Raw genomic sequence first — 23,790 nt, 5'->3', positions numbered from 1 at the left:
TTGGACACTGAATCATAAGTTTTCGGACATGGCCGAATAGGCCTGATGTGATCGCCCGAAGTTGGGCAGTTGATCTTGTACCGAAATGCGGAGGCCGAATTTGGCTCCGGTAAATTTGTAGCCTGGTTTATCGGAGTGCCACCCCGGCGAACGCAAGCAGTGGGCCGAAATCGTGAGAGTCCGCTGCGCGCAGCGCGGCGATATAGGCGATGCGCCGGTCATTCATTTTCTGGAGGTCGTGGCCGCCTGCCCAATCAACAGGACGGTCATTGTATATGCGCTCCAGTATCAAGTCTGCCGCGATCCGCGCATGCCGCCCGTTGCCGTTTGGAAATGGATGAATCTGAACCATTCTATGATGCAGGCGGAGCGCTGCTTCGGCAGGCATGTATGTCTGATGGTCTTTCCAGAAGCGCGCGGTGTCCATCAATGTGCGGAGCTCGATTCCGATTTGGAGAGGATCAATGCCGATGTTCTTCTCAGTGCGGCGGAACGTTCCGGCCCATGCCCAAACCTCGCCGAATAACCGTTTGTGGAGGGCAATAACAAATTCATCTGTCAGAATATCGCGGCGGCGAAGCCTTGACAGCCATCGTAGGCCGGTTTCGATGTTTGCCTGTTCGAGCTCATCAAGCTGGCCCCGTGTTGTAATGTGGGGAAAGCGCAAGCCTTCCATTTCGTCGGGATCGAGGGGAGTTGCGCCGACAGGGTAGTCAGATAGGGGATCTGTCATTTGCCGTTCCAGAAGTCGGGCGGCATTTCATGGAGAATGTCACGCGCCACGCTGTCTATTTCCTGGGCGATTTTGTCGGCAGGTAGAACCTGGCTTTCCAATGCCATGTGTTGGCTTGCCGTCCCGACGAGCGCTTGCGCTTTTTTCTGGGCTTGAGCTTCCAATACATCGTTGACCTTGGTGGCCGGAACGATGGCATAGACGAACCGGCAACCCATCGCCTCTGCGGCGGCTTGCATGGACTTTATGGTGATTCCGCCATCGCGTTCTGCCTGCTCGGCATTGGTGACGCGAGCCCGTGTAACCTGCATGCGCCGCGCAAGCTGCGCCCCGGACATTCCGAGAGCTTTACGGGTTGTCCGCAGCCAACCCTCTACCGGAATGCCTAAAGTTCCCATTTGAACAGCAGCTTGGTCGACAATCGCCTGATATTGCCTTCGCACGGCTTGCTTTACGGTCATTTGTACACCTTAGAGAATACGAGTATAATAAAGTGTATATTCGAAAATATACAACAACTCGTTATTTGTCAATGTATATGTATACAACCGTGCGGGAATGCCGGAATGCAGCGCCTCTTGCCGACTCTACTTCCCGGCCGAAGAAAATCATACTCTTCGGTTATCAGGCCCGCGTCATCCGGGTGACAATGTCACGGATCGTGACATACCTGCGCCCGTTGAACAGCCGATAAGACGGAAGAATGCCTGCCCTTACTGCCCGCTGAATTGCGAAATAGGGAAGTTCCATGATGCGTGCCGCGTCCTTCATGGTACGCGGCAGGTCAAGCGGGTCAATAGGACTTGGTGTGACGCCACTCGAAATCTCTGGCCGCGTCGTTGGCTTCCGGCTCACCGAACCAGTGGCGTCCTGTGGAACTTTTGAAGTTCGCCTTGTCATGTGTCCAAGCCTCCGCGTTATGGGACGGCCCAAGAAAAACACGCCGGATATTCATGCAAAATTATCCAATGCGACGAACCCTATGTGAAAATCTCTCGGCGTATTGATCTTCCCCGAGAAGCCACATGACAACGGCCAAGGTGTAACAGTGACTCAGCCCTTACGTCACAAGAACCGGCAAACAGCGTGCGAGAAACAAGCCATGGAAGCGCAAGACTATTGGGACACAATCAGCGAAAAATTTGCGGAGATATCCGCCTCGCTTAAGTATATTCCTATTCCTACGCAAAACGAAATTGATGCCTATAAGATATCGCAGAACTACCCTTCCCTATTTACAAGCGTGCTCCGAGAAAAGCGAAAAGCTGGACACCCATTGTTTCCTCCGGCCGCGAAGTTCTTTCGTGGCGAAAATAGAAAAGACAGCGTTGGAATCATGGAAGCCATATCGCGCGCGAAAGGCGATTTGCCAGACAACGATGCTCTTGCCTTCATCTGGAAGGAGCATGGTCGGGAAATGTCGATTATCAAAGACGCAATAGACAAGCGTATTGCCAGCGCCGAATTCGCCTGGGCATGGGGAGAATTGTGCCGGGGGTGGAGCGTTTACCACTTTATCGTTGCGACCCAAGACGAAATGGAGCGGCAGTTCGAGACTGGCATGAAGGGCACAAAGTCAGACAAGACATTGCAAAAGTATTGGTATGCCCATTTCATGAGGAGCAGGGGCGTACTGAAAAGAACAAAAATAGACCGATCATCCGACGCAAAGGATCTCGCCTATGTCTGCGAGATGATCGCAAATGGGCAATTCCTTGTCCCTCGCAATCCGGAAATATACACGCGCGAGTGGTTTGAGGTGATGATTAAGCCTGCCAAGGACCCCAAGGAGGGGAAAATATTGCTTAAGACATACACGGACATCTCCAATGAGGAGATTGCGCGAATGACCGCCAACCCGGAAATCGTAAAAGGGATGTTGCCTCCGCTCAACGACGAAGAATTTCCCCTCGTCATACCCCCCCTTAGGGTGCGGAGTGGCAGTTCGTAGAGAGAGTAATGATGCTCCAGACCCTGCTATTGGGGGAAACATGGAGTATCAAATGGCCTACGAAAAACAGCCCGCATATCCGGGCGACATTGACCCGTGCTTGACGCTTCCGCAGGCCGCGAAGCTTTTCAATATTCCTGCTCGCGCCCTGCGTCTCGAAATTGCCGCCGGAAACCTCAAGGTGGTCCGCATTGGGACAAAGCGCTGGCGCCTGATCGCGTCGGACGTAGTGGAATTGATTGCGCGCAAGCGCAATGCCGCCAATTCCTGAACGTGGAGTGACGCTCAATGGCAACTCAACGGTCAAGCCCTCCTCTGATCCTCATCCCCAATACGGACGAGGCAATCTCGTTCTTGAAACACATGCATGGAAATAGGCGCATGCATCTCGTGTCGATTTCCAACAATGGAAAAGTGACCGCAAAGACCTTTGACAATGCAAACGATCCGGCCGTGCGCGAGTGGATCGACCAGCGCCAGGGCAAGGAGAACATATATTTTCATATAAATTCCCTTTATCAGGCGCTCAGAAACATCAAGGCAAAAAAGAAGGATATTGAAAGAGCCGAATTTCTTCATGTCGATATAGATGACGCTAACGCGCTTAGAGACCTAAAGGAATTTCTGCCTAAGCCGACAGCGGGTGTTGCTTCAGGCGGTGGATATAATGCTTATTGGCGTTTGGCCGAATCCACCAATCAGCTAGACTTAATTGAGCGTATCAACAGAGGACTCGCCCAGCGGTTGGGTGGTGACCATTGCCATAACGCCGACCGAATCATGCGCGTGCCCGGCACGATAAACATTCCGAATCAGAAAAAGCGAAACGCTGGCCGCGTTGAAGTCGTTGCCCATATTCTAGAAGAAGTCACCGATTGGAGCCGTTCCTATAAACTGGAAGAGTTTGGACAGCCCGCAAAGCCTTCGGATTCAGCGGAAACCGATGTAGCGCCCGAGCACATCAAAACTGTTGATCTCGATGACTTGGGGCTTCAATTGCCCGATCTCACCAAGGCTCTGATTCTGGCGGGCGATGATGTGAGGCATCCTATCGGAACCCAGAATTCGCGCTATCCGTCGCGCAGCGAAGCTGTATTTCGTGTAAGTTGCGATCTGGTGCGGCTTGGCTTGAGCATACAAAAGGCGGCGGGTATATTGATCAACCCGCGCTATGGCATCTCTGCTTCGATCCGCGAAAAACGTGACGCTCGTGCATATGCCATTCGTCAAATTAAATCGGCACAAGAAGCCATTTCAGAGGGTTGGCCGGACGTATTCAGGGGTGGAGATCCGCGCCCTACGCTTAACAATACCCTGCTTGCCATCAAGCGTCTTGGCCTGCATGCGGAATATGACGAATTCCACAAACGTAAGCGGCTTGGTGGCCGTGATTTGCAGCAATTTGCCAACGAGCTCACGGACGATGCCTGCGCCGTATTGCGGCACCTTATCCTAAAGAATTATGGGTTTGACCCCGGCAAAGATCATATACGCGAAGCCGCCAACATCCTTTGTTTGGAAAACTCTTTTCACCCGATCCGGGACTATCTCGACAACTTGGTTTGGGATGGCGTGGAACGGATCGGCAGTTGGCTTACCACCTACCTCGGGGCGCCGAATGCCGAGTTTGTTCGTGCTGTCGGAAAGATCATGCTTGTTGCGGCAGTGCGACGCGTCAGGCGGCCTGGCATCAAGTTCGATACAATTATTGTTCTGGAAGGCACCCAAGGCTCCGGCAAGTCGACGGCGCTTCGTCTTTTAGCGGGTGACGAAAATTTCTCCGATCAGGATATTCTGACCCTCGATGCCAAGGCTCAGGTTGAAGCCATGGCTGGTGTCTGGATTTATGAGTTGTGTGAACTTGAGGGTTTGCACCGCGCCGAAAGCAACAAGGTAAAGGCCTTCGCATCCCGCGCGGTGGATCGAGCTAGGCCTTCCTATGGACGCTATCGGGAGGATAGCCCCCGGCAAAATATTTTCGTCGGCACGACCAATGACGACAAATATCTTCGCGACCTCACCGGCAATCGGCGCTTTTGGCCGGTTAAGGCGGGCAACATCGATCTTGGTGCTATAGCGCGTGATCGCGATCAGCTTTGGGCGGAGGCGGCATATTTGGAGGCCAAAGGCGAATCTATCAATTTACCTGAGGGATTGTGGCCTGAAGCAACCAAGGAGCAGGATGCCCGCCTTGAAGATGATCCTTGGTTCGATCAACTGTCCGATCTGCACGGAGAAGTGTTCGAGGGAGATGAACGGAAATCCACGGCTGATATCTTGGAACATTGTTTGAAGTTAACGCCTGCGACGCAACAAGCCTATCATACGAAGCGGCTAGCCCAAATCATGCGCAAATTGGGTTGGGAGGGGCCGAAGCTTTTAAAATTTTCTAAGGGGGCGGTTGCTCGCGGCTATCGGAGACCGGCGGGCTCGGGTGGCCCACCAAACACTGACTATTAGCTGGTAACACCGGTAACACATGTTGATGTATTTTTATGGAGGCGGAATGCTTTGGGCATTTTACAGAGGGAGAAGTGTGGGGAACATGGGAATTGGTTTCTCTACGTGTAACCACGCGTTACCGCTTCATCCTCTGCTTGTCGTGTCGTCCATGTTGCCAGCTCTAAGCAAATTCTTTGGTGGCGTGACCCACTGTTTATTTGCCGCCAATTGGAAATTCGTCCGAGCCCGGTGGAAAAAATTCTAGAAGCCGGTGGTTGCAGCGGCGATTGCAGGCGGCGGCGCGAGGTGACTTTCATTGCGGCGCGGCGTCACAGTTATGGCGCGCCCTGGCCGGTGGTTTTTTGTTGCGCAGTAGTTCGTGGTCATGGAGTAAGTTATGTCATTTCGGGTTTCTATTACCAAGCAGGTGCGGCGGCGGGTGCTCAAGGACGGCAGGGCCGTCCACCAGACGCGCTTCTTCGTGAACTACCGCGAACCGCGCACGGGCGAACGGAAGCTTCCTTCATTTCCGAACCGGAGGGAGGCCGAGGAATTCCGAAACACGCTGGTGGTTGAAGTTGACGCGGGCACCTATAGTCCCGACCGCCAGTCGGTGACGGTTGCCAAGGCGGTTGCTCACTGGCTTGAGCTCAAGCGGTCCAGGGTCCGGCCGCGCACCATGAATGGCTATGAGCATGCCTGCGCTCATATCACTGGGCCGCTGCTTGTTGGCAACAGCCAGGAGCGGTTTCACCATACCATCACCGGCAAGAAGCCTGAAGGCGCCCGCGAGCTTGCCCTGCTCGGCAGGCTGAAGATTGCCGAACTGACCACGGCTGCCATTCGGGCGTGGCACCAGGAGGTGGCCGGGGCGATCAGCATCTATGCCGCCAACCGGGCCAAGATGGTGTTGGGCGCAGTGCTCGCGCTGGCCGAGGAGGAATTCGCCGTCCGTACGCCCAAGATGCCCACGCAGCTCAGCCGTGGACATGCCAGGCCTAAGAAGGCGATCCTGTCCATGGAGCAGGTCAAGCTGCTCATCCAGGCTGCCCGGAATGACAGGCAGTATGGTGCCTATTATGCCTTCCCGTTTCTGGCGGGTACCCGCATCTCCGAGCAATTCGCCCTGCTGTGGGACGACATCGATTTCGAGCGCAATGTCATCCACATCCGCCGCAGCCAGGAAATGGATGGTACCATCGTCGAGTTCACCAAGACCAAGGCGGGTGTCCGGGAAGTGCCCATGGCGCCGGTGCTTCGGGCCATGCTGCTGGAATGGCGGGTTGCATGCCCGAGGAACGCCGATGGCGAGTTGTACCGGGTATTCCCGGCCCCGCGCAGTTCGCACCGCTGGCTTGCCCAGCAAACGCCGGGCGGCGGTCCTCTTTGGTATGCCAACTTCCGCAAGCGCATTTGGGTCCCGGCGTTGCAGCGCCTGGGGCTTCCTTTGGTCACCACCCATTCGGCCCGGCACCTGTTTATTTCCACGCTTCAGGCACAAGGGGTCGAGGTCGGGCTTGTCGCCAAGCTGGCGGGCCATGCCAATCCCTCGATCACCCTCAGCCACTATACCCAGGCGGTGCGGGGCGGGGAGGGAGCCATCGCCAAGCTGGAGCAGGCCTTCGGCGCATAGGAGGGTAGTTTCCGCAGAGGAAATTCCCCGCTCCCCGCGCGTACGCGTGAGCGCGAATGGTATAGTGCTTCCGGACACGGAAAGGCTGTTCCGAGGGCGAGGTTCTCAGGGAGTTATCCATATGGCTTCCCCCCGCACAGTGGGGCTTCCTAGGGCTTGGCGAGGCGCGGGAGATATATCCGCCGATCGGCATATGGGCCCCTCGGCCCAGCGGATGGGCTACAGCCGCTCCGCCCGCATTCCAAACCTGGCCGGGAGATTTTCCGCGCAGGCGCTGATCTGGGGCATCGAGGTGGCGAGGAGGAAGAGGACATGCGGGCTGTGAATCCCCCAGATGTCCGACGCCCTCGTTACGTCGCGAAGGCGTTCCCCGAGCCGTTGGGCGAACCCCTGCCGCGCCTCTCGCGTGAAATGCTGATAGATCAGTAATGATCGCCCTGGCCGGTCGGCCTTGGCAACCTCGTCCCAGTAGAGGAATTTGGAGGATTGCAATCGCCCTTTGGGCTTCGAGGAAATTTCCAGGCCGTTGTCGGGGTCAAAGAACAGGAAATCGGCCTCGGCCAACGCGGAAAGCGCCCGACGCATATAGCTTGCCCGTGCCCCTTCGGGATCAGGGACGATCTGATCGTAATATAAAGCGCCAGGTATCAGGCCGCTGTCTTCCACCATGCGCAGCTGGCGGCCTACATCCCCATGGACAATGGCTTTCAGCCCGTCGAACAGTTCTGGGTCATGCTCACGCCACTCCGATGGCTGGTCAAGGTAGGCGAGCTTCCGGCCGTCCCGCCCGCCATCATCCGGCGTAAGCATCCAGCACATACCCACCTTGGCACCACCGGCAATCGCGAAATGCCGGAGCAGGCAGAACTTCCGGTAGTCGTTCACGTCGCCCAGGTATTGCTGCTTCACTTCGAATCTCCCAGAAGCCCATGCGCCGCGAGAGATAGCGGAATATCCTGAGTTGGGATATCCGAAATTCGGTTTCATTGAATTGCTGAATTCAATTTCGGCGATTCCATTGGCGTCTCTATTTCCAGAAGAATATCGCTCGCTGGTCAGTGCTTTGATCGAGGCACGGGCGCACGCTGGAAAGACGCAAACCGATTTGGCGAAAATGCTGAAGCGCCCTCAGTCCTTTGTGTCGAAGGTGGAATCCGGCGAACGTCGCTTGGATGCTGCCGAATTCATTATGATCATGGGAATGCTGGGTGCAGATATCGCTTCTGCCCTGTCGATAATTCTAAGAAAACCGACCGAAAAAGGAAAAAGGCGCTAGCTGACTGCACACTTTGCTGCACCTGCTTCTGTCAGAGCGTGGCCTGAAATATACATAAACGTCTTAGTAACCGCCATGAGCGCTCGAAAATTGTGCGCATGATTTTGGAGTGTTTTCGTTCTTCCATCGATTGGAGGACGAAATGCTGTGCTATCTTGTCATTCATATCACCACTAGCTCATCGAGCATAATCCAAACATTGGAAGAGGTAGCTGCAATTGTTCAACTCGACCCCAGTGACATCGAATGGGCATTAGAGGAGCAGGGAATTTGTGAAACGGATACTTATACGATAGTCGAAATTGTTTCAGGAAAAAACTTCTAAGGTTTTTCCGTTTTCTATTAGTTGAAATGGGCTATGCAGCATGCGGCGCCACTCACTGGTTCTGGAAACATTTTCCTCGCGCTGTAACTCATCGGAACCTCAAGCCGACCATAACCTTCCTATCCAAGCAACACATATTCGAAATGCGGTCGTGCATCAAGGAACGTTCAGCAATGCGAAAGAAGCAGATGCCGCTATCGCTGATGCTTCAGCGGTTCACGATTGCGAAAGACAGCGTCGATTTCACGAATTTGGTGCGGGCGCGGCGTTCCAAACATTCGGGGGCACCAAGCTGCCCTGGACCACACTACGTAGTCACGGAACCAGGAAATCGCTTGCAATGCCTGTCCGTCGGGCGACACTGAACCATGGACATTCTGACCCCTACCAGCCGATCCCGGATAATGAGCCGCACCCGTGGCAAGGACACGAAGCCGGAAATCGCCGTGCGCAAGGCTGCCACGAGCCTCGGCTACCGCTACCGGCTTCACAGGCGCGACCTGCCTGGATCGCCTGATCTGGTGTTTCCGCGGCTCAAGACAGTGGTCTTTGTCCACGGATGCTTCTGGCATCGCCATCCGGGTTGCAAGTATTCTTACAACCCGAAGTCTAACGTTGAATTCTGGTCCAGAAAGTTTCAGAATAACATCGCGCGCGATGAGCGTGTGAAGGGGAATCTTGAGCGCCTGGGTTGGCAAGTTGTCGTGATCTGGGAATGTCAAACTACAGATTTTAATAGCCTCAAAAGGACGCTCCAAGCATACTTGGAAAATGAAATCGGACCACAAGCAACTGATTCGGCAGCGAAAGCTAGCCCGTCTGGGGACTGGAGCGCGCGCCCGTCTGCTTGAGATATGTTCCGGTGCGGGCGGCCTCTCCCTGGGGATGAAGGCTGCCGGATTTGAGCTGTCAGCCCACATCGAACTCGATCCGGAGGCAGCCGAGAGCTACGCCATGAATTTCGGTGGCGGCCGGGCAGTTGATGATCCCTGGGCGAGGCCGCGGGACATGGAGCGGTGTTCGGCGGGCCGACTCGTCCGGGACCTCCGCCTGTCAGGCTCTCCGGAGGGATGCTTCGATGTCTTGGCGGCTGGGCTCCCCTGCCAGGCCTTTGCCCGCATTGGGCGATCGAAACTTCGCTCGGTCAAAGGAACCGAAGACGCGTTTCAGAGGGACCCGCGCGCAGTACTCTACAGGCGTTTTCTCGACTTCGTGGACGACACCCAGCCGTTGGCGATCGTCATCGAGAACGTACCGGACATTCTGAATTTCGGCGGCCACAACGTGCCCGAGGAAATCTGCGAGACGCTGGAAGATGCCGGCTATCGTACTGGCTATACGATCCTCAATGCCGCTTACTTCGGTGTTCCACAGGTCCGTGAGCGGCTGTTCATCGTGGCGCTGGCCGATGTGATGAAGGAAGAACCCGCCTTTCCGTATCCGACCCATTTTCTCAATCTGCCCCGAGGATATGAAGGGTCAAGACGCGTCGCGCTGAAATACGTTGATCGTGAAAGCGGACGATTCCATGAGATTGTTACGCCCTCCCACGAGCTTCCACCGGCAGTCAGCACCGCTGAAGCACTGAGCGACCTGCCACGTATCAGAGAGCATGTCACAGACCCTCGCGCGATCCGTCGACGCAAGCTGTCCGACATTTTGCCGTATAGAGAGCCGAAGGAAGGCCTTTCGGCCTATGCAAAGATGATGCACGCTTGGTCTGGCTTCCGTACCGATGATGGGACGACTGGCCACCTAGTCAGATTGACCCCACGCGACTTTCCTATCTTCGCTGCCATGAAGCCGGGCGCCGACTACCCGGAGGCAAGGCGCCTGGCCGAAGGCATGTTTCTCGACGCTCTCGCCGAGCAGGGTCTTACGCGCCGGTCGCGCGGATCGGCCGCGTATGAGAATCTTCGCGCCGCGATTGTACCCCCGTACGATCCAGAGAAGTTCCCAAACAAGTGGTGGAAGCTGGATCGCGACAAACCCTCTCGTACGTTGACTGCCCACATCGGCAAGGACACCTATTCGCATATCCATTTCGATGGCAGACAGGCACGGACAATTTCGGTCCGGGAGGCGGCACGACTTCAATCTTTCCCTGATGGCTTCGTCTTTGCTGGCGCGATGAATGCCGCGTTCCGGCAGATCGGCAACGCCGTCCCCCCACTTCTGGGACTGGCAGTGGCTCGCGTTCTGCGCAGACAACTTAGAAGAGCAGCGAACGGTACGGCAGGGATCAACAGACGACGGGCGGCGTGACCTCATGCCCCCGAGGACCGTTCCGATCCATCCGCCCGCATCAGCTCTGGTCGATTCCCTGAGAGGGCTCGGCTATTCGCCTGAAACGGCTCTAGCCGACCTTGTTGATAACTCGATCGCTGCTTCGGCCCGCCAGATTGAATTGGATGTTCAATGGAACGACGGCAATCCTGTTGCTGCGGTGTTCGATGATGGGCGTGGCATGGATCACGAAACTCTGGTTTCGGCCATACAACTGGGAGGCAAGGGACCGTCCGCGGAGCGTCAGGACGACGACCTTGGTCGCTTCGGCCTCGGCTTGAAAACCGCATCGCTTTCCCAGGGTCAGCGGCTGACGGTGGTGACGCGCCGGGAAGGCATTACCTCGACGCTCGTTCTTGATGTCGATGTCGTCAAGGACAATGGCTGGGTAGCGGAGATACCCGATCAGCTTCCCGCCCATCCCTACGTGGATCGCGTCGTGGCAGCGGAAGGCGGGACCGTCGTTCTGATCGACAGAATGGATTCCATGAGTGGCCTGACAGGCCTTCCAAAGGAATCCTTCTTCCTTCGACTCGAGGAGCTTCGTGCTCATCTCGGAATGGTCTTTCATCGATTCCTGAACGGCGACGCGACACGCCTTGCGATCAGCCTCAATGGGCGGCCTGTCAAAGGCTGGGAGCCATTCCAGACGGCACATCCCGCCACGCGGGAAATGCCTTCAGAGCGCCTCCGGCACGCCAGTGCTTCTTTCACTGTTAAGCCTTACGTCCTGCCGCATCGCGATCGCTTCGCCAATGAAGCCGAATATGAGACGGCAGGCGGACCCGGCGGCTGGGGAGCAAGGCAGGGCTTCTATGTGTACCGCGGAAAACGCCTTCTTGTTGCAGGCAGCTGGCTCGGCCTCGGCGGGGTTCGTACCTGGACGCGTGACGAAGCAAGCCGGTTAGCGCGCATCATGGTGGATCTGCCGACAGGATTAGACCGCGACTGGCGCATTGACGTGCGCAAGTCACAGGCCCGCCCGCCAGGTGCGCTCCGAGCGCGGCTGACCGACATAGCGGGCCGCTGCCGACAGGAGGCGCGCGAGGTCTTCGCGTTTCGGGATCAGGGACCTCGATTGCGTGGCGCGCCGAATACTGCTCCCGCGGTCTGGCTGGCGACCCAGGGTGCTAAAGGCATTCAGTACAGAATAAACCGGGATCATCCGGTGATCGTTGCATGCCGCGAAACGGGCGGCCAGCGCTCATTGAACGCTGTCCTCTCCATCATCGAGCGGAGCGTTCCTGTCGAACGCATCTGGCTTGATGTATCAGAATCCGAAGGCGCCGAAGTCCCCGAGCTCGAAACCGATGAAATCGCTCAGCTGAGTGATCAGCTCTGTGAGCTTGGAAAGGCTCTTCCGGACAACATGACTCTTGATCAGCGCGCCGACTCTCTTCTCCTCAATCTTCCAGGAGATCTGACCAAGCTGCGAACTGCGCTTTTGCGAAAACTCGGCGGGCAAAAATGACAGACGTCGTAGATGCGCTCGCCCTGCGGGCAAGAAAAATTCTGCAGATGCAAAAGGACGCTGGCGAACAGATCACGCCTGAGGCCATTGCAAAGATCGTGGAACTTGATGCGCCGATACTCGGTCTCGCAACAAAGCAGACCATAAGCGCTGACCAGATCAAAGCCGCTACGCGCATGCTCTGGACCATCTTCGTGACCGAGCATGGTGAAGCGCTGGCGCTTCAGGACAAGGAGCGGCCTGCGCCCTGGTATGTCGGAGAACGCCGTCAGCCCGGCGCTTTCATGCAGCGCTACCTCTATAAGCTGGAGGAGGACGGATGGCCCTCAGAGATCCATCCGCCAGCTTCAGGACAGCACCGCGAGAATCCTGGAGGTCATGGATGATCCCGAGCGACCGGGCCGCTGGGATTGGCGTGGCCTTGTTGTGGGCGATGTCCAGTCAGGAAAGACCGCAAGCTATGCCGGTGTCGTGAACCGTGCTGCGGATGCGGGCTACCGCATCATCATCGTTCTGGCTGGCATGCACAAGATATTGCGCCTCCAGACGCAGAAACGCTTCGACCAGGATTTTCTTGGCTATGACACGAACCCGAAGACGCGTCAGCCCAATCAACCACTTCGCATCATAGGTGTAGGTAACTTCAATCCGCAGCTAGTCGTGGACAGCCTCACGATGGCCGACCCGAATGGCGACTTCAGCCAGAAGGTCGCGGACCAAGCAAACTTCCATCCTATCAGCCAGCCCTGCGTATTTGTCATCAAGAAGAACGCGAAAGTTCTGGAGAACCTGAATAACTGGATCGCCCGCCTACCTGCTCCGGCAAAGGCAGCGCCTGTTCTGGTCGTTGATGATGAGTCCGATCAGGCATCCGTTGATACGGGCGATCAGCCCCTTCTTGAGGATGGTACGTTTGAAGAGGACTATGATCCAAAGCGAGTGAATGGCGAGATCAGGCGCCTGCTCATGTCATTCGATCGCCGCGTCTATGTCGGCTACACCGCGACGCCTTTCGCGAACATTTTCATTCATGACGAGAGGAAAGCGAAAGAGTACGGACCTGACCTCTTTCCATCGACCTTCATCGTCTCGCTGACTCCACCAGACGACTACTTCGGTCCGGCAGCTGTCTTTGGCACGAACGATGATGCCGACAATTCTGGCCTGCCGCTTGTCCGACCGCTCGACCAGATCGGCGAGGACTGGATTCCGGAGAAGCACAACAAATACCTGAGACCTCGCTGCCAAGGGCAGGATGTCGTCCCGGCTAGCCTTGAAAGGGCCATCGATGCGTTTCTGCTGACCTGTGCCGCCCGGGCGGCGAGGGGACAGAGCCCCGCGCACAATTCCATGCTCGTACATGTCTCGCGCTTCGTGGATGTTCATATCGAGGTTCATCGGCAGGTAGAGAAATACCTGAATGAAACGCGCGCGATGATTTCCAATGGCGATCGGGAGACGACAGATCGCCTGAGAAAGCTTTGGGAATCCGACTATGTGCCGACAACCGACACCGTAGCCAATACGGTGTTCGGCCGGAATACGGTCGGCGTGACCTGGGACCAGGTTGCGGCCAGCCTTCCTGAAAGCTCCGACAAGATTCAGGTGATCACAGCGAATGGAAAGAACAAGACGGATATCGAGTATGATCCCTACAAGGAGACCGGCCTTTCCCTGATCGCCGTAGGCGGCGACAAGCTGTCTCGTGGCCTTACCCTTGAAGGGCTTTCCGTCAGCTACTTCCTCCGGTTGTCGCGTCAGTACGACAGCCTCCTGCAGATGGGACGCTGGTTCGGCTATCGCCGCGGGTTTGCCGATCTTTGCCGCCTCTACACGACGCCCGACATGGAAGACTGGTTCCGCTACGTTGCAACCGCGCAGAAGGAACTGCGCGCGCAGTTCTTCGAGATGAGCCTGACCAATGCCACGCCCAAGGAATTCGGGCTGAAGGTTGCCGTTCATGACATTTTGGAGGTAACCGCCAGGAACAAGCAGCGCCATGCTGAGCTCCGCCAGAGCAGCTATGCTGGGGAAGGCAAGGTGCAGACGGTCATGTTCCGGGATCGTCAGACCATCGAGCGCAATGCTGATGTGACAGATGATTTTCTGCGCGGGCTTGGCGCAGGTACAGACCGCCCCGAGCGGCCGGGGTCGGGCGGCAAGAATGCTGATGGCACCATCTGGTCAAACGTGCCAGGTACGAGAGTCTCTGAATATCTGAAGAACCTGACGTTCCCCGCCGAGAGCGTGCAAGTCGATGGCAGCAAGCTCGCTGCCTACATCAACGATCAGCTCGCCATGAATCCGGCGGAGCTGACGCACTGGACGGTGTTCCTCGCCACTGGTGACAGAAAAGAGGTCGATATTGCTGGCCGGAAGCGAAAGTGCGTTATGCGCAAACCGAGAGAGCCCCGCAATGGCCGAGCCCTTCCGGAAGACAGATTTATCATTGGCACCACGCTCAGTCCTCTGGACCAAGCCATCGATCTCACTGACGACGAATTCTCTGACGCCGTGGCTCGGACGAACAGGGAAAGAGCGGCTCGAAGTAAAGGGCCAACGGACGTGCCGTCCGGCGAGTTCGTCCGAAAAGCCCGCGGCTCGCGGCCTCAGAACGGCCTTTTGATCGTCTATCCGATTGATCCGGATGAAGCCAAAGTAGAGGAGACGGCTCGTCCCGTTATCAGCGTCGTTGTCAGCTTCCCTGATAGCGACGCCGCTGACAAGCGCGTGTTCCTGATCAACAGCGTTCAGCAGCGCGAGGAGTCATGACCCTCTGGCTGGATGCTCTCAATGACGCCTGGAATGAACTCGCGCAGACCGAGCCGGTCGCGCGACAGTACCGCACAAGACTCATTTCCACGAAAGTTTCCCTCGACATCCTGGCAGGCATGCGAGCAACCGACGCCGCTCCCTGCCTAATGCTCCGCACTACTCCCGCGCCGGAAGCTCTATTCGAGCTTGGTGGCATGCGATTGAGCACTGTAGCGGATCAGGCAGGCACGTTTCTCGTCCTGTCGCTGGAGGACAGCGGGCGACGCGACCTCTTTGGTACTATCTGCGCGGATGTCATGTCGGCAGCAGCTTCGGCCCGCAGAGCGGAGGCACTCAATCATTTTCTTGCACGCCTGGATGCCTGGAGACAGTTTCTGCGCGATCGGCGCAGTGGGCTGTCACGCTCGGATACCGTTGGCCTCATCGGCGAACTGCTTGTCCTTGAACGCGTGCTGGCAGCCAATGCCACCCGCCTCGATTCATGGAACTCCCCAAATGACGGGTTGCATGACTTCGTCATTGGCGGCCACGCTCTGGAGATCAAGACTGGTGTTGGCCCGGCCGCTGCTATTACCATTTCCAGACTGGACCAGCTGGACACAACCGGCCTTAACCGGCTCGATCTTCTGCATGTCAGGTTGATTGAAGCGCCTGATGGTAGGTCTCTGCAGGATGTTGTGGCCGATGTCACAAGGCTGTTGCAGGACGAAGCGGCTCGCCGCGCCTTCGAGAATGCGCTTCTTCGCCGTGGCCTCATGCCCGATGATGAGGCAGCGCGTTCCACGCCGCGAGTCCAGGAACGAATGCTGGATGCCTATGCAATCTCCGAGGGCTTTCCTCGCTTGGTCCGCGCAGAACTTCCGGTCGCCATCATTGAGTTGAGCTATACACTTGATATACGGGCATTAGCCTCGTTCAGCGAACAATCGAGCTCAGTCATTGCAGCGTTTGTTCAAGGGGGCGCTGCATGATGGAAGAAGCTATAGCCGCCTTTTCCCAGGAAATGGTCGCAGAAGTAGAGGAGGGCATTTCCTCGGATGCACCCTTCTCACAAGAGGTGTTCACCCGCCTGATCCTGGAGCGCCTAGAGGAGGCGGGGCACTTCGACACGACGTTTCCATTATATCAGGAGGGCCGCGTACGAAACGCTGCCTACCGTATCGACGGTTACGCGTTTGACGAGGAACGCTCGCGTCTTGATCTGTTCACCACGATCTATTCCGGCGATCTGCCTGCCAGCAAGATTCCTGGACCCGACGCGACAAAGGCGCTGGAACGTGCTCTGCGTTTCGCCAGCGCCTGCGTTGATGGACTTGCGTCCCAGCTGGAACCTGCAAACACCGATGCAAGCGACCTCGCTCGGTTGATTGAGACCAATGCAGGCGAACTTGCCGCCATCCGCATTGTTCTCCTAACGGACGGGATCGTCGGCAACATCAATCCGCCCACCGAATGGCGCGGAAAGCCTGTCGAATTCGAGATGTATGATGTTGTCAGGCTTTTCCGGATACTCGGCGAAGGCGAAACGAGATCCGATATCTCTGTCGATCTCGTTGCCCTGATCGGCAAGGGGCTTGCGTGCCTCCATGTCCCCGCGCAAGACGACGATTATGATGCATACCTGACCGTGCTTCCGGGCGCCGCGCTCGCCCAAGTCTACGAGCGCTATGGCGTTCGTCTTCTCGAATTGAATGTTCGGGCATTTCTCGGTCTCCAAGGCCGCAAGAGCGTCAATGCGGAGCTGCGGCGGACGATCGCAGAACGGCCGTCGATGTTCCTGGCCTTCAACAACGGCATTGTCGCTACCGTCGACGAACTCGACGTTGAAGAGAACGCGGCGGGCAGCCTAGAGATACGCTCCTTGAAGGGATTGCAAATCGTCAATGGGGGGCAAACAACCGCCTCTTTGCACCGCGCCAGACGCAAGGACGCCCTGAGCCTTGATCATGTTGCTGTGCCGGTAAAGATCATCAAGGTCGGTGGTGCGGACCTCAGCGAGATGGTGTCCTCCATCTCGCGTGCTGCAAACCGGCAAAATCCTGTCCAGTTGGCTGATTTTTCTGCTAACGATCCGTTTCATCAGCAGATCGAAACGCTCGCCAACACTACGTGGCTGGACACCGGCAAAGGGCGCTGGTTCTACGAGAGGGCACGAGGATCATATCTCGCAGCCGAGCATAAGGCCGCCTATCGGAAGACCGACGAAAAGACCTTCCGCCAGCAGACTCCCAAACAGCGGCGTCTAAGCAAGCTGGATGTCGCACGGTACCTCAGTGCTTGGTCCGGTCTGCCGGACAAGGTATGCCTGGGTGGTCAGAAAAACTTTCAGAGCTTCATGCAGCGGCTGAAGGACGAACCGCCAGTACCGCCTGATCAGATATGGTTCAAGCGCCTGATCGCCATCGCGCTCTTCTACCGAGCTGCCGAGAAGAAGATCAAAAGCATGAAGTTCCCTGCTTATGGTGCGCAGATCACGGCGTATGTGGTTGCCGCCATATCACACAGAACGGGCGGCCGGATAGATTTCGACCAGTTATGGGCGAAGCAGGCGATCAGTCCGCAACTTGAGGAACTGATTGCGGACTGGGCTCCGAAACTCGACAGGCTGCTTCGCGAATCTGCTGGGCAGCTCAATCCGAGCGAATGGTTCAAGAAGGCCGACTGCTGGAAGGACATCCAGGGGCGGTTGCCTGAATTGAGCGATCCCCTGCCACCGGAATTCTCATACTCCATGGCGCAGGGCGACGGTCCCATGATGCCAGTGGGAGGCGGCGGTCACTCTGTTGCCGACTATGAACGCATTGCACGGTGCATGCAGATATCGGGCGCGGTCTGGCTGGAGATAGCTGAACGCGGCAAGAAGACGAACACGATTCATTGGAAGGTGGCTGGCATCTGCAGCACGCTTGCCGGGTACGCCGTCGGAGGGTGGGAAAGAAAGCCCTCGGTGAAACAGGCGAAGCATGCGCTGGAGGCTGCTCTTGCGGTCGAACGAGCGGGCCTTGTCAATGCCGGTTTGGGTGCTCACTCGACCGGAGACGACTCGGCCTGATCGCCAACGGGAAACTCTTCGGTTAGCCACTTCTGAACGGTTTCCAGACTGCCGGGACCATTCCGGCGCAGAAGCTCCACGATATCCTGCGCAGCGATAACAAGTATGGGGTGCTGATCCTCCTTGATTTCCTTGTACGCCTGAAGATCGACACAGGACGTTGTGACGATCACTCCGAATTGTCGGTGCCGAAGGCGGGAAATCAGACGAGACATGTCCTTGACGCCAACCGCGGTCGGAGGAGTGTAACACTTCGCTTCCAGAGCAAAGTCCACGAGGATGCTGCTCGGGCCGGAGCCGACCCGGAGGAGTCCAACAGCGTCACGTCCGCCATCGCGTGAGGGGCGGGTAACATCCATTCCCGCGATATCCGGGATCATCAGACGCGCCAGTCCTGCCGCACAATGCTCGAAGGCATGCGGGCGTCCTTTGAAGTGCGTCCTGATAGCCTCGATCATTGCCTGCCCTTCGAGGTCTTTCGGCAGCTGTTCCGCGCGACTGCGATATTCAAGAGTTCGCGCGGCTCTCAGCGGTTTGCGTCGGCCGGTCCTTCGCCAGTTCTTCCACGCCTCGGGTGCAAGAGAATGATCGGGCGCGCCTGCTATGATGCTGTCGATCCAGCTACGTGACATCCGCGCCTCATCGAGGACGGTAAAGCGCGCGCGGTAGTTCTGAAACCTTTGGCCTTTTACCGTGCGCCATATCGCTACCAGTTCCTCAGATGCGTCGAGATCACTCGCGCCGGGCACCGCAAGGCCGAGAAATCTCACATCGCGAGCGACGCCGACGCTCGAAAAGAGGAAGACAGGAGGGACGTTGCGTCTACCCTCGGCTCCGGACCTCGAATCTTCGAAGATCGTCTTAAGGATTAGGTTGCCGTCTCGACCGGTATCATGAAGGTCTCGACCTGGCTTCTTGTTGTCGCCGTAGTAGGTGAAAATCCCGGTCTCAGGGTCTAGTGCGTCAGGCCAGTCCGAATCGTTCATGCTAGTCGTCAGGACGAGTATCTCCAGTTTGCCCCTGACCTTGCCTCGGTAGCGAAATCCGCCCTGGCTGTCGACGCGCATCAGCTTCGGCAACGGATCATCCCCCGCATTACCGAAGCGTCGTCCTTGGTAGCAGGCATCGACGTGAAGGTCGGCTGTCTGTAACTGATCTACGCGTATGATCTTCAAGGCGCCTCCTCTGCATGCCTGCTGCAGGGACCATCCTACATAAATCCTTGAGTCATAGCGACAAATTCCGCCCCTGCTTGGCATGCGGTGTTCCTCGCTGGGGGCAGTCGGTCCCGCGTCCCGCTCTATGGGCGGCGCTATTCTAACGCTCCTGCGACTGCTGCTTTTAACCGGTCTCGTCTACGGTCGGTCCCACGTCGCAGCCCTGAAGGCCAACGCAATTGCTGACGCTCCGCCGTCACTGCTTCGTGCGCGCAGCGTCATGACGCGACGCGATATGCGACGGCACGGCGCTGGTGGGCGGCGTCGTTCTGCTTGCCGCCAACATGTACATGGCGATCACCGTCACGCCGTCATGGCCGACATCGGCGGTCTCGATTTCTACGCATGGGCGACGACGCTCTTCGTCGTCGCGTCCATTCTGGCCGCCGCCGAAGGCAAAACTCCTGAAGGCTCTCGGGCCGAAAGGAGCTTATGCGGTCGCCGCGCTTATGCAGGACGAAGACTTGCCAGCATAGCGTGTCATCACCACATATCTTCCCGTGAAGGGAAATCAAACAGCGGAGGAAGCTAAGTGGATTTGAAAATCAACAACATCAGCGGACACGGTGATGCCAGCGAGGAATACGTCTACCTGACAGTCGAAAACGACTGCGATGTCGGAAAATATATGCTCGCCGACAGCACCTATACTCAAGACGATAAAATCTCCAACAAGTTGCGGCACGTATACTGGTTTCCGGACAAGAAGGTTAAGAAAGGCGATGCCGTCGTCCTGCGTACCGGTAAGGGCAAGAACGCAAGTGAACCTCTCGACGGCGGGGGTACGAAGCATCGGTTCTACTGGAACCTCGACTCGGCCATCTGGAACGACGACGGCGATGCCGCCGTGCTGCTGCACGTCGATGATTGGACCCAGAAAAAGGCCAAATAACTCGGTCTTCTCCGTCATTGGACCATGAACCGGGCAATGTCCTGCGGGGCAAGCTGCCCCCGCAGACTGGCACGGAGTGCATCCGTGCCGAACTGTCGGAGATCCTCGTTGAAGTATCCGAGCGTGGGCGAGAGCACGATCGCATCGATGCCGACGGCGTTCGCCCGTTCGATCAGGCTGTCCCGTGTGCCGTCGACTGCCGTGTCGTTGCCGCGGATGATGCAAAGCCGCCGCAGTGTATCAGGGAAGAGGATGGCGGCGAGGGGGGCTGCCGACAATGCTGCCGCCATCGCCATGCCGGGGAGGGCTTGGCGAACTGTTCCAACCGCCTTGTTCTTTCGGCCCTTGCGGTGCTTCACCAGACCCCTTCGGTCAAGAACGGCATGGATGGTCGAGATCGCTGGCCGATGTACATCAGGATACCGTCTCGCCAAAGGCTCCGCGATCTTCGGCGCACCCCATGTCGGCTTCTCCTGCTTCAGCCTCACAATCAGCGTGCCGATCTGGAGGGGCAACTGGTTGGCGTGGCGATACGGCCTGCAGCTCCGGTCCGTCAGTCCCTGAAAGCCGGTCTCCTCATAACGATCAATGATCTTGTAAGCTGTCTTGCGCGAGGCGCTGAATTCATCAGCCAGCCTCGCAACCTTATCGCCCTCCAGAAAACGGGCGATGAACTTCACGCGTTCGTCCATAATGTTACACTCCTTCCAAGGCATGGCGGCCTCCCGAAAGGCAAAAAAGTGTAACCTATGTCTCCGGTATAAAATGTAACCTATCTGCCCGGTATGGACCGGAGATTTCTGGTGCCGCCTGCGTGACTTCGAACACGCGACCCCCGCATTACGAATGCGGTGCTCTACCGACTGAGCTAAGGCGGCCCAAGGCAAATGCCCTTGTTTCAGACTTGCAGCCGGTTTGCAACCGGCGGCGCGAAAGCCTTATCGCCGAGGCCTCAAAAACTTAACTTCCGGCTCGGGTCCCAGACCCCAAAGACTCAAGCCGGGCGGGCTTTTGCCCGCATTTTCGTACCTTTTGGTCCGCTCATCACAAAGATAAGCGATCTACTGCTTACGAATGATGTGCTCTACCAACTGAGCTAAAGCGGCGACGGGACAGGCGATAGACGGTTTCGCGTCCGATTTCAATCGTCTGTCGCGAGGCTGCGGCGGGCGGCGGATTCGGGCGTGCCGTCGCCGTCGGGAAGGCCCGGATCGTCGGGCGGGCGGGTGAGCGCGATGGGGCGTACCGGCGTTGTGATGGGCTTTGTTGATGCGGTGCCCGGCACTGTGACGGCAGGAACCGCGGCTACGCTCGTGTGCTCCTCTGGCAGCATCTCGAAAGGTTGTTTCCAAAGGCAGGGCACGATTTCCCCGGAGACCGGAGATACGGGCGTCCAGCGCGGGCTCGCCACGCCGTCCGATACCCAGATGGGATCGCGTGGGGCGGAGATCGCGCGGGCCAGCCATTCGCGGGCCCGGCCCTTGTCGCCCGACGCCTCTTCGATATCAGCCATCAGGGCGCAGATGCGGGCCTGCGGCCGATCCGCCATATAGGGTTCAAGCGCCTTGCGCGCCACATCCCAGCGCTGGGCCGGCACGGCGGCGCGGGCCAAAGCCACAGCGCCTTCAATGCCGCCATCACTTTCCTGCACCAGATCGCGCACGCGTTCAAAACGGGCCTCCGGCCCGTCGCCGGGTTTGAGGCGCGCCAGAACCGCAGCGAGATCGGGATGAGGCGAAAGCGCCCAGGTTTCGCGCAGCACGCGCTGTGCCTTGCGGGGCGAGCCCTGGGCGATATGGACGCGCGCTGCCACGAGGCTGGCGGGGACGAGCGCCGGATCAAGCTTGTGGGCCTTGACTGCACGGTCCAGAGCTTTCGCGGGGTCGGTGTCTTCCGCGCCCAGAGCGTCGGCTGCGAGCATTGCCGCGTGCTTGCGGTTTGCCTCTTCGCCAGTGGCGGTTCCTGATTTGATTTGCTGCGCGAGTGTCGCGGCTGCGCCTGGCCAGTCGCGCGCCATGGATTGCAAATGCAGGATGGCGCCCGAGGCCCATGCGAGGCGCGGGTTGAGCGCCAGGGCACGTTCGGCATAGCCGCGCGCGGCAGGAATATCTCCGGCCTGCCGGGCTTCCGCGAAAAGGCCGCGCAGGCCCAGCACTTCGGTGTCAGGCGATTTGGTCATCGCCTCGAAAATGCGTTTTACACCCGTGCGGTCGCCTTTCAACTGGGCGGCCTGCGCTGCCAGCACATTGACCAGCGGTTCATCGGCCAGCGCGTTGCCCGCATAAGCTGCGTGTTTTGCCGCTGAAGAGGCATCGCCCGCGCCCGCCGCAATGATGCCGCGTGACAGCGACTCATAGCCTTTGCGATTCTTGCGGTAGCGCAGATAGTCGCCCATGCTGCGCGGGCTGCGCCACAGGCGGCGCAGGAGATTCCACAGAAAGAGCAGGATGATCATCGCCCCGGCGGCAAGGCCCACGGCAGCAGCCAGCGAGGTTCTGATCTCCTTGCCCTTCCAGACGATGGTGACGGAGCCGGGATGATCGGCAAGCCATGCAAAACCTGCGGCAAGGGCCGCAATCACGGCGAAGCGGAAGATGAGGCGGATCATTGGCCGCCGCCTTTGGCAGCAATCACCAGCCCTACTGCCTTGGCCATCGCCACAGCCGAAGCTTCAAGCTTGATCCGCGATGCAGCGCGGGTGCGCCACGCCGCAATCGGCTGTGGAAGCGAACCTTCGGCCGCATCGATGATGGAAATGGCCGGCGTCAGATTTCCCTGTTCTGCTTCTTGCGCCACTTGCCCTGCGACGGTCGGCCAATCGGTTTCACCGACATCGCGCACCGTCACGATCATCGACAAGGCATTCCAGAAGCCGTCAAACCAGCCATCACTTTCCGGCGTGGGCTTGTCGGGCTGTGGGAGAGTTGGAATGGCCTTGCGCAATTCCTCTGCGAGGCCTTTGGCATTCGGCAGGCCCTGATCGGCATTGGCCATCAGCACCTCATCGGCGCCAACCGACGGCACAACACGAAGGATCGCATCGAGTTCGCTGCGATACGGCGCTCCGGCGGCGATCTTGGCCTGAATATCGGAGAGTGACTGGCGCAGGTTGCTGACGTCGGCAGCGGTTGCAGGCGTTACGCCGCCAGTCTTGAAATCGTTGACCTGTTTTTCCAGCGCATCGAGGCGCTGTGAAAGAGCGGCGAGTGCCGCAGGATCGCCACCGCCGCCTGTTCCGGCGGCGGCAATGGTTTTTTTCAAACCGTCAACATCGCCTTTGAGCGCTGTCAGGCGCTGGTCAATCCCGGCCAATGCCGATTGCGCCGCAGCGGATTGTGAGGCCGCATCCTTCACCGCCGCATCGAGGGATGAGGCGGTGGCTTTTGCTTCATCCGTGGCGCTGCTCACGGCGGCCAGCTGGTTGCCCTGCGTCTTGGAAGTGGCCTCCAGCGTCGAGACACGATCGGAAAGTGCGGTCATTTCGCTGGAGGGAAAATAGGATGAGAGGAACGTGCGGAACAGCCAGGCTCCCAGGATCAAGCCCAGCACGAGGGCGGCGATGATCCAGCGGCTGCTGCCCGATGCGGCGCGCTTTTTCGGCGGCGGCGGAGGAGGGGGCGGTGCGCTTTCCTCTTTCGGCGCGATGTCCGGCGTCACATCAGTTGCATCCAGGTCGATCACCTGGGGTTTCACCGGATCGTTGCTGTCATTGGTTTCAGTGGTCATGCGCAAGGGCT

20 protein-coding genes and 1 tRNA gene are annotated in these 23,790 nt (G+C 57.9%); 13 read left to right on the top strand and 8 right to left on the bottom strand.

Going from position 1 to position 23,790, the window contains the following annotated elements; genetic code table 11:
* Nucleotides 1–127 precede the first annotated feature (127 nt).
* Together QM694_RS10285 and QM694_RS10280 are read right to left on the bottom strand one after the other, a co-directional pair.
* Nucleotides 128–733 carry a mobile mystery protein B gene (locus QM694_RS10285; protein ID WP_415006845.1) on the bottom strand — a complete coding sequence of 202 codons (606 nt, stop codon included), beginning with the start codon at nt 731–733 and terminating at the stop codon, nt 128–130.
* On the bottom strand, nt 730–1,194 hold the full coding sequence (locus tag QM694_RS10280; RefSeq protein ID WP_415006844.1) for a mobile mystery protein A: 465 nt from the start codon (nt 1,192–1,194) through the stop codon (nt 730–732). The genes QM694_RS10285 and QM694_RS10280 overlap by 4 nt, the downstream gene beginning before the upstream one ends.
* 641 nt (nt 1,195–1,835) lie before the next feature.
* Here QM694_RS10280 and QM694_RS10275 point away from each other — a divergent pair.
* The 4 genes from QM694_RS10275 (at nt 1,836) to QM694_RS10260 (ending at nt 6,759) form a co-directional block, all read left to right on the top strand.
* Nucleotides 1,836–2,684 carry a hypothetical protein gene (locus QM694_RS10275; RefSeq protein ID WP_415006843.1) on the top strand — a complete coding sequence of 283 codons (849 nt, stop codon included), beginning with the start codon at nt 1,836–1,838 and terminating at the stop codon, nt 2,682–2,684.
* 52 nt (nt 2,685–2,736) lie between these two features.
* Nucleotides 2,737–2,955, top strand: coding sequence for a helix-turn-helix domain-containing protein (locus QM694_RS10270; protein ID WP_415006842.1), 219 nt, complete (start codon nt 2,737–2,739; stop codon nt 2,953–2,955).
* 110 nt (nt 2,956–3,065) lie between these two features.
* Nucleotides 3,066–5,144 (top strand): VapE domain-containing protein, encoded by a 2,079-nt coding sequence (locus QM694_RS10265; RefSeq protein WP_415006841.1) that lies wholly within the window; start codon nt 3,066–3,068, stop codon nt 5,142–5,144.
* A 379-nt stretch (nt 5,145–5,523) separates the two neighbouring features.
* Nucleotides 5,524–6,759: a tyrosine-type recombinase/integrase gene (locus QM694_RS10260; RefSeq protein WP_415006840.1), complete on the top strand. Its 1,236-nt coding sequence runs from the start codon at nt 5,524–5,526 to the stop codon at nt 6,757–6,759.
* A gap of 219 nt (nt 6,760–6,978) precedes the next feature.
* Here QM694_RS10260 and QM694_RS10255 read toward each other — a convergent pair whose 3' ends face one another.
* The gene (locus tag QM694_RS10255; protein ID WP_415006839.1) at nt 6,979–7,668 is read right to left on the bottom strand and encodes a hypothetical protein; all 690 of its coding nucleotides are present in this window, start codon (nt 7,666–7,668) and stop codon (nt 6,979–6,981) included.
* Nucleotides 7,669–7,720: 52 nt separating this feature from the next.
* On the opposite strand from QM694_RS10255, the gene QM694_RS10250 reads away from it, so the two are divergent.
* The 8 genes from QM694_RS10250 (at nt 7,721) to QM694_RS10215 (ending at nt 17,944) form a co-directional block, all read left to right on the top strand.
* Nucleotides 7,721–8,035 (top strand): helix-turn-helix domain-containing protein, encoded by a 315-nt coding sequence (locus QM694_RS10250; protein WP_415006838.1) that lies wholly within the window; start codon nt 7,721–7,723, stop codon nt 8,033–8,035.
* A gap of 693 nt (nt 8,036–8,728) precedes the next feature.
* Nucleotides 8,729–9,211: a very short patch repair endonuclease gene (locus QM694_RS10245; RefSeq protein ID WP_415006837.1), complete on the top strand. Its 483-nt coding sequence runs from the start codon at nt 8,729–8,731 to the stop codon at nt 9,209–9,211.
* Nucleotides 9,132–10,625: a DNA cytosine methyltransferase gene (locus QM694_RS10240; protein WP_415006836.1), complete on the top strand. Its 1,494-nt coding sequence runs from the start codon at nt 9,132–9,134 to the stop codon at nt 10,623–10,625. The genes QM694_RS10245 and QM694_RS10240 overlap by 80 nt, the downstream gene beginning before the upstream one ends.
* A 4-nt stretch (nt 10,626–10,629) precedes the next feature.
* Entirely contained in the window at nt 10,630–12,117 is a 1,488-nt protein-coding gene (locus QM694_RS10235; protein ID WP_415006835.1) for an ATP-binding protein, read from the top strand.
* Nucleotides 12,114–12,503 carry a hypothetical protein gene (locus QM694_RS10230; RefSeq protein ID WP_415006834.1) on the top strand — a complete coding sequence of 130 codons (390 nt, stop codon included), beginning with the start codon at nt 12,114–12,116 and terminating at the stop codon, nt 12,501–12,503. The genes QM694_RS10235 and QM694_RS10230 overlap by 4 nt, the downstream gene beginning before the upstream one ends.
* Nucleotides 12,496–14,889 (top strand): Z1 domain-containing protein, encoded by a 2,394-nt coding sequence (locus tag QM694_RS10225; RefSeq protein WP_415006833.1) that lies wholly within the window; start codon nt 12,496–12,498, stop codon nt 14,887–14,889. Before QM694_RS10230 ends, QM694_RS10225 begins: the two co-directional genes overlap by 8 nt.
* The gene (locus QM694_RS10220) at nt 14,886–15,863 is read left to right on the top strand and encodes a PD-(D/E)XK motif protein (protein WP_415006832.1); all 978 of its coding nucleotides are present in this window, start codon (nt 14,886–14,888) and stop codon (nt 15,861–15,863) included. The genes QM694_RS10225 and QM694_RS10220 overlap by 4 nt, the downstream gene beginning before the upstream one ends.
* The gene (locus QM694_RS10215) at nt 15,860–17,944 is read left to right on the top strand and encodes an AIPR family protein (RefSeq protein ID WP_415006831.1); all 2,085 of its coding nucleotides are present in this window, start codon (nt 15,860–15,862) and stop codon (nt 17,942–17,944) included. The genes QM694_RS10220 and QM694_RS10215 overlap by 4 nt, the downstream gene beginning before the upstream one ends.
* On the opposite strand, the gene QM694_RS10210 is transcribed toward QM694_RS10215, so the two are convergent.
* On the bottom strand, nt 17,917–19,119 hold the full coding sequence (locus QM694_RS10210; RefSeq protein WP_415006830.1) for a restriction endonuclease: 1,203 nt from the start codon (nt 19,117–19,119) through the stop codon (nt 17,917–17,919). The genes QM694_RS10215 and QM694_RS10210 overlap by 28 nt on opposite strands.
* Before the next feature lie 574 nt (nt 19,120–19,693).
* On the opposite strand from QM694_RS10210, the gene QM694_RS10205 reads away from it, so the two are divergent.
* Nucleotides 19,694–20,053, top strand: coding sequence for a hypothetical protein (locus QM694_RS10205; RefSeq protein WP_415006829.1), 360 nt, complete (start codon nt 19,694–19,696; stop codon nt 20,051–20,053).
* Between the two features lie 14 nt (nt 20,054–20,067).
* Here the strand turns inward: QM694_RS10205 and QM694_RS10200 are convergent, their stop codons facing one another.
* The 4 genes from QM694_RS10200 to QM694_RS10185 all read right to left on the bottom strand — a co-directional run bounded on the left by QM694_RS10200 (nt 20,068) and on the right by QM694_RS10185 (nt 23,779).
* Nucleotides 20,068–20,745 carry a helix-turn-helix domain-containing protein gene (locus tag QM694_RS10200; protein WP_415006828.1) on the bottom strand — a complete coding sequence of 226 codons (678 nt, stop codon included), beginning with the start codon at nt 20,743–20,745 and terminating at the stop codon, nt 20,068–20,070.
* Between the two features lie 109 nt (nt 20,746–20,854).
* Nucleotides 20,855–20,931 (bottom strand) — tRNA-Thr (locus QM694_RS10195).
* Between the two features lie 263 nt (nt 20,932–21,194).
* The gene (locus tag QM694_RS10190; RefSeq protein WP_415006827.1) at nt 21,195–22,661 is read right to left on the bottom strand and encodes a heme biosynthesis protein HemY; all 1,467 of its coding nucleotides are present in this window, start codon (nt 22,659–22,661) and stop codon (nt 21,195–21,197) included.
* Complete coding sequence (locus QM694_RS10185) at nt 22,658–23,779, bottom strand: COG4223 family protein (RefSeq protein ID WP_415006826.1); 1,122 nt, start codon at nt 23,777–23,779, stop codon at nt 22,658–22,660. Before QM694_RS10185 ends, QM694_RS10190 begins: the two co-directional genes overlap by 4 nt.
* Between the last annotated feature and the right edge of the window lie 11 nt (nt 23,780–23,790).

It is taken from the genome of Aestuariivirga sp., from assembly GCF_047602625.1.
GTDB lineage: Bacteria > Pseudomonadota > Alphaproteobacteria > Rhizobiales > Aestuariivirgaceae > Aestuariivirga.
Note: the sequence above shows the minus strand (reverse complement) of the source record. Positions and strands in the feature narration are given on the sequence as shown.

Bases quoted from the DNA above. Each gene is read 5' to 3' on its own strand.
- QM694_RS10240 (WP_415006836.1), top strand. From the start codon at position 9,132: ATGAAATCGGACCACAAGCAACTGATTCGGCAGCGAAAGCTAGCCCGT.
- QM694_RS10275 (WP_415006843.1), top strand. From the start codon at position 1,836: ATGGAAGCGCAAGACTATTGGGACACAATCAGCGAAAAATTTGCGGAG.
- QM694_RS10190 (WP_415006827.1), bottom strand. From the start codon at position 22,661: ATGATCCGCCTCATCTTCCGCTTCGCCGTGATTGCGGCCCTTGCCGCA.
- QM694_RS10245 (WP_415006837.1), top strand. From the start codon at position 8,729: ATGGACATTCTGACCCCTACCAGCCGATCCCGGATAATGAGCCGCACC.
- QM694_RS10185 (WP_415006826.1), bottom strand. From the start codon at position 23,779: ATGACCACTGAAACCAATGACAGCAACGATCCGGTGAAACCCCAGGTG.
- QM694_RS10215 (WP_415006831.1), top strand. From the start codon at position 15,860: ATGATGGAAGAAGCTATAGCCGCCTTTTCCCAGGAAATGGTCGCAGAA.
- QM694_RS10200 (WP_415006828.1), bottom strand. From the start codon at position 20,745: ATGGACGAACGCGTGAAGTTCATCGCCCGTTTTCTGGAGGGCGATAAG.
- QM694_RS10265 (WP_415006841.1), top strand. From the start codon at position 3,066: ATGCATCTCGTGTCGATTTCCAACAATGGAAAAGTGACCGCAAAGACC.
- QM694_RS10285 (WP_415006845.1), bottom strand. From the start codon at position 733: ATGACAGATCCCCTATCTGACTACCCTGTCGGCGCAACTCCCCTCGAT.
- QM694_RS10235 (WP_415006835.1), top strand. From the start codon at position 10,630: ATGCCCCCGAGGACCGTTCCGATCCATCCGCCCGCATCAGCTCTGGTC.
- QM694_RS10260 (WP_415006840.1), top strand. From the start codon at position 5,524: ATGTCATTTCGGGTTTCTATTACCAAGCAGGTGCGGCGGCGGGTGCTC.
- QM694_RS10230 (WP_415006834.1), top strand. From the start codon at position 12,114: ATGACAGACGTCGTAGATGCGCTCGCCCTGCGGGCAAGAAAAATTCTG.
- QM694_RS10270 (WP_415006842.1), top strand. From the start codon at position 2,737: ATGGCCTACGAAAAACAGCCCGCATATCCGGGCGACATTGACCCGTGC.
- QM694_RS10280 (WP_415006844.1), bottom strand. From the start codon at position 1,194: ATGACCGTAAAGCAAGCCGTGCGAAGGCAATATCAGGCGATTGTCGAC.
- QM694_RS10220 (WP_415006832.1), top strand. From the start codon at position 14,886: ATGACCCTCTGGCTGGATGCTCTCAATGACGCCTGGAATGAACTCGCG.
- QM694_RS10225 (WP_415006833.1), top strand. From the start codon at position 12,496: ATGGATGATCCCGAGCGACCGGGCCGCTGGGATTGGCGTGGCCTTGTT.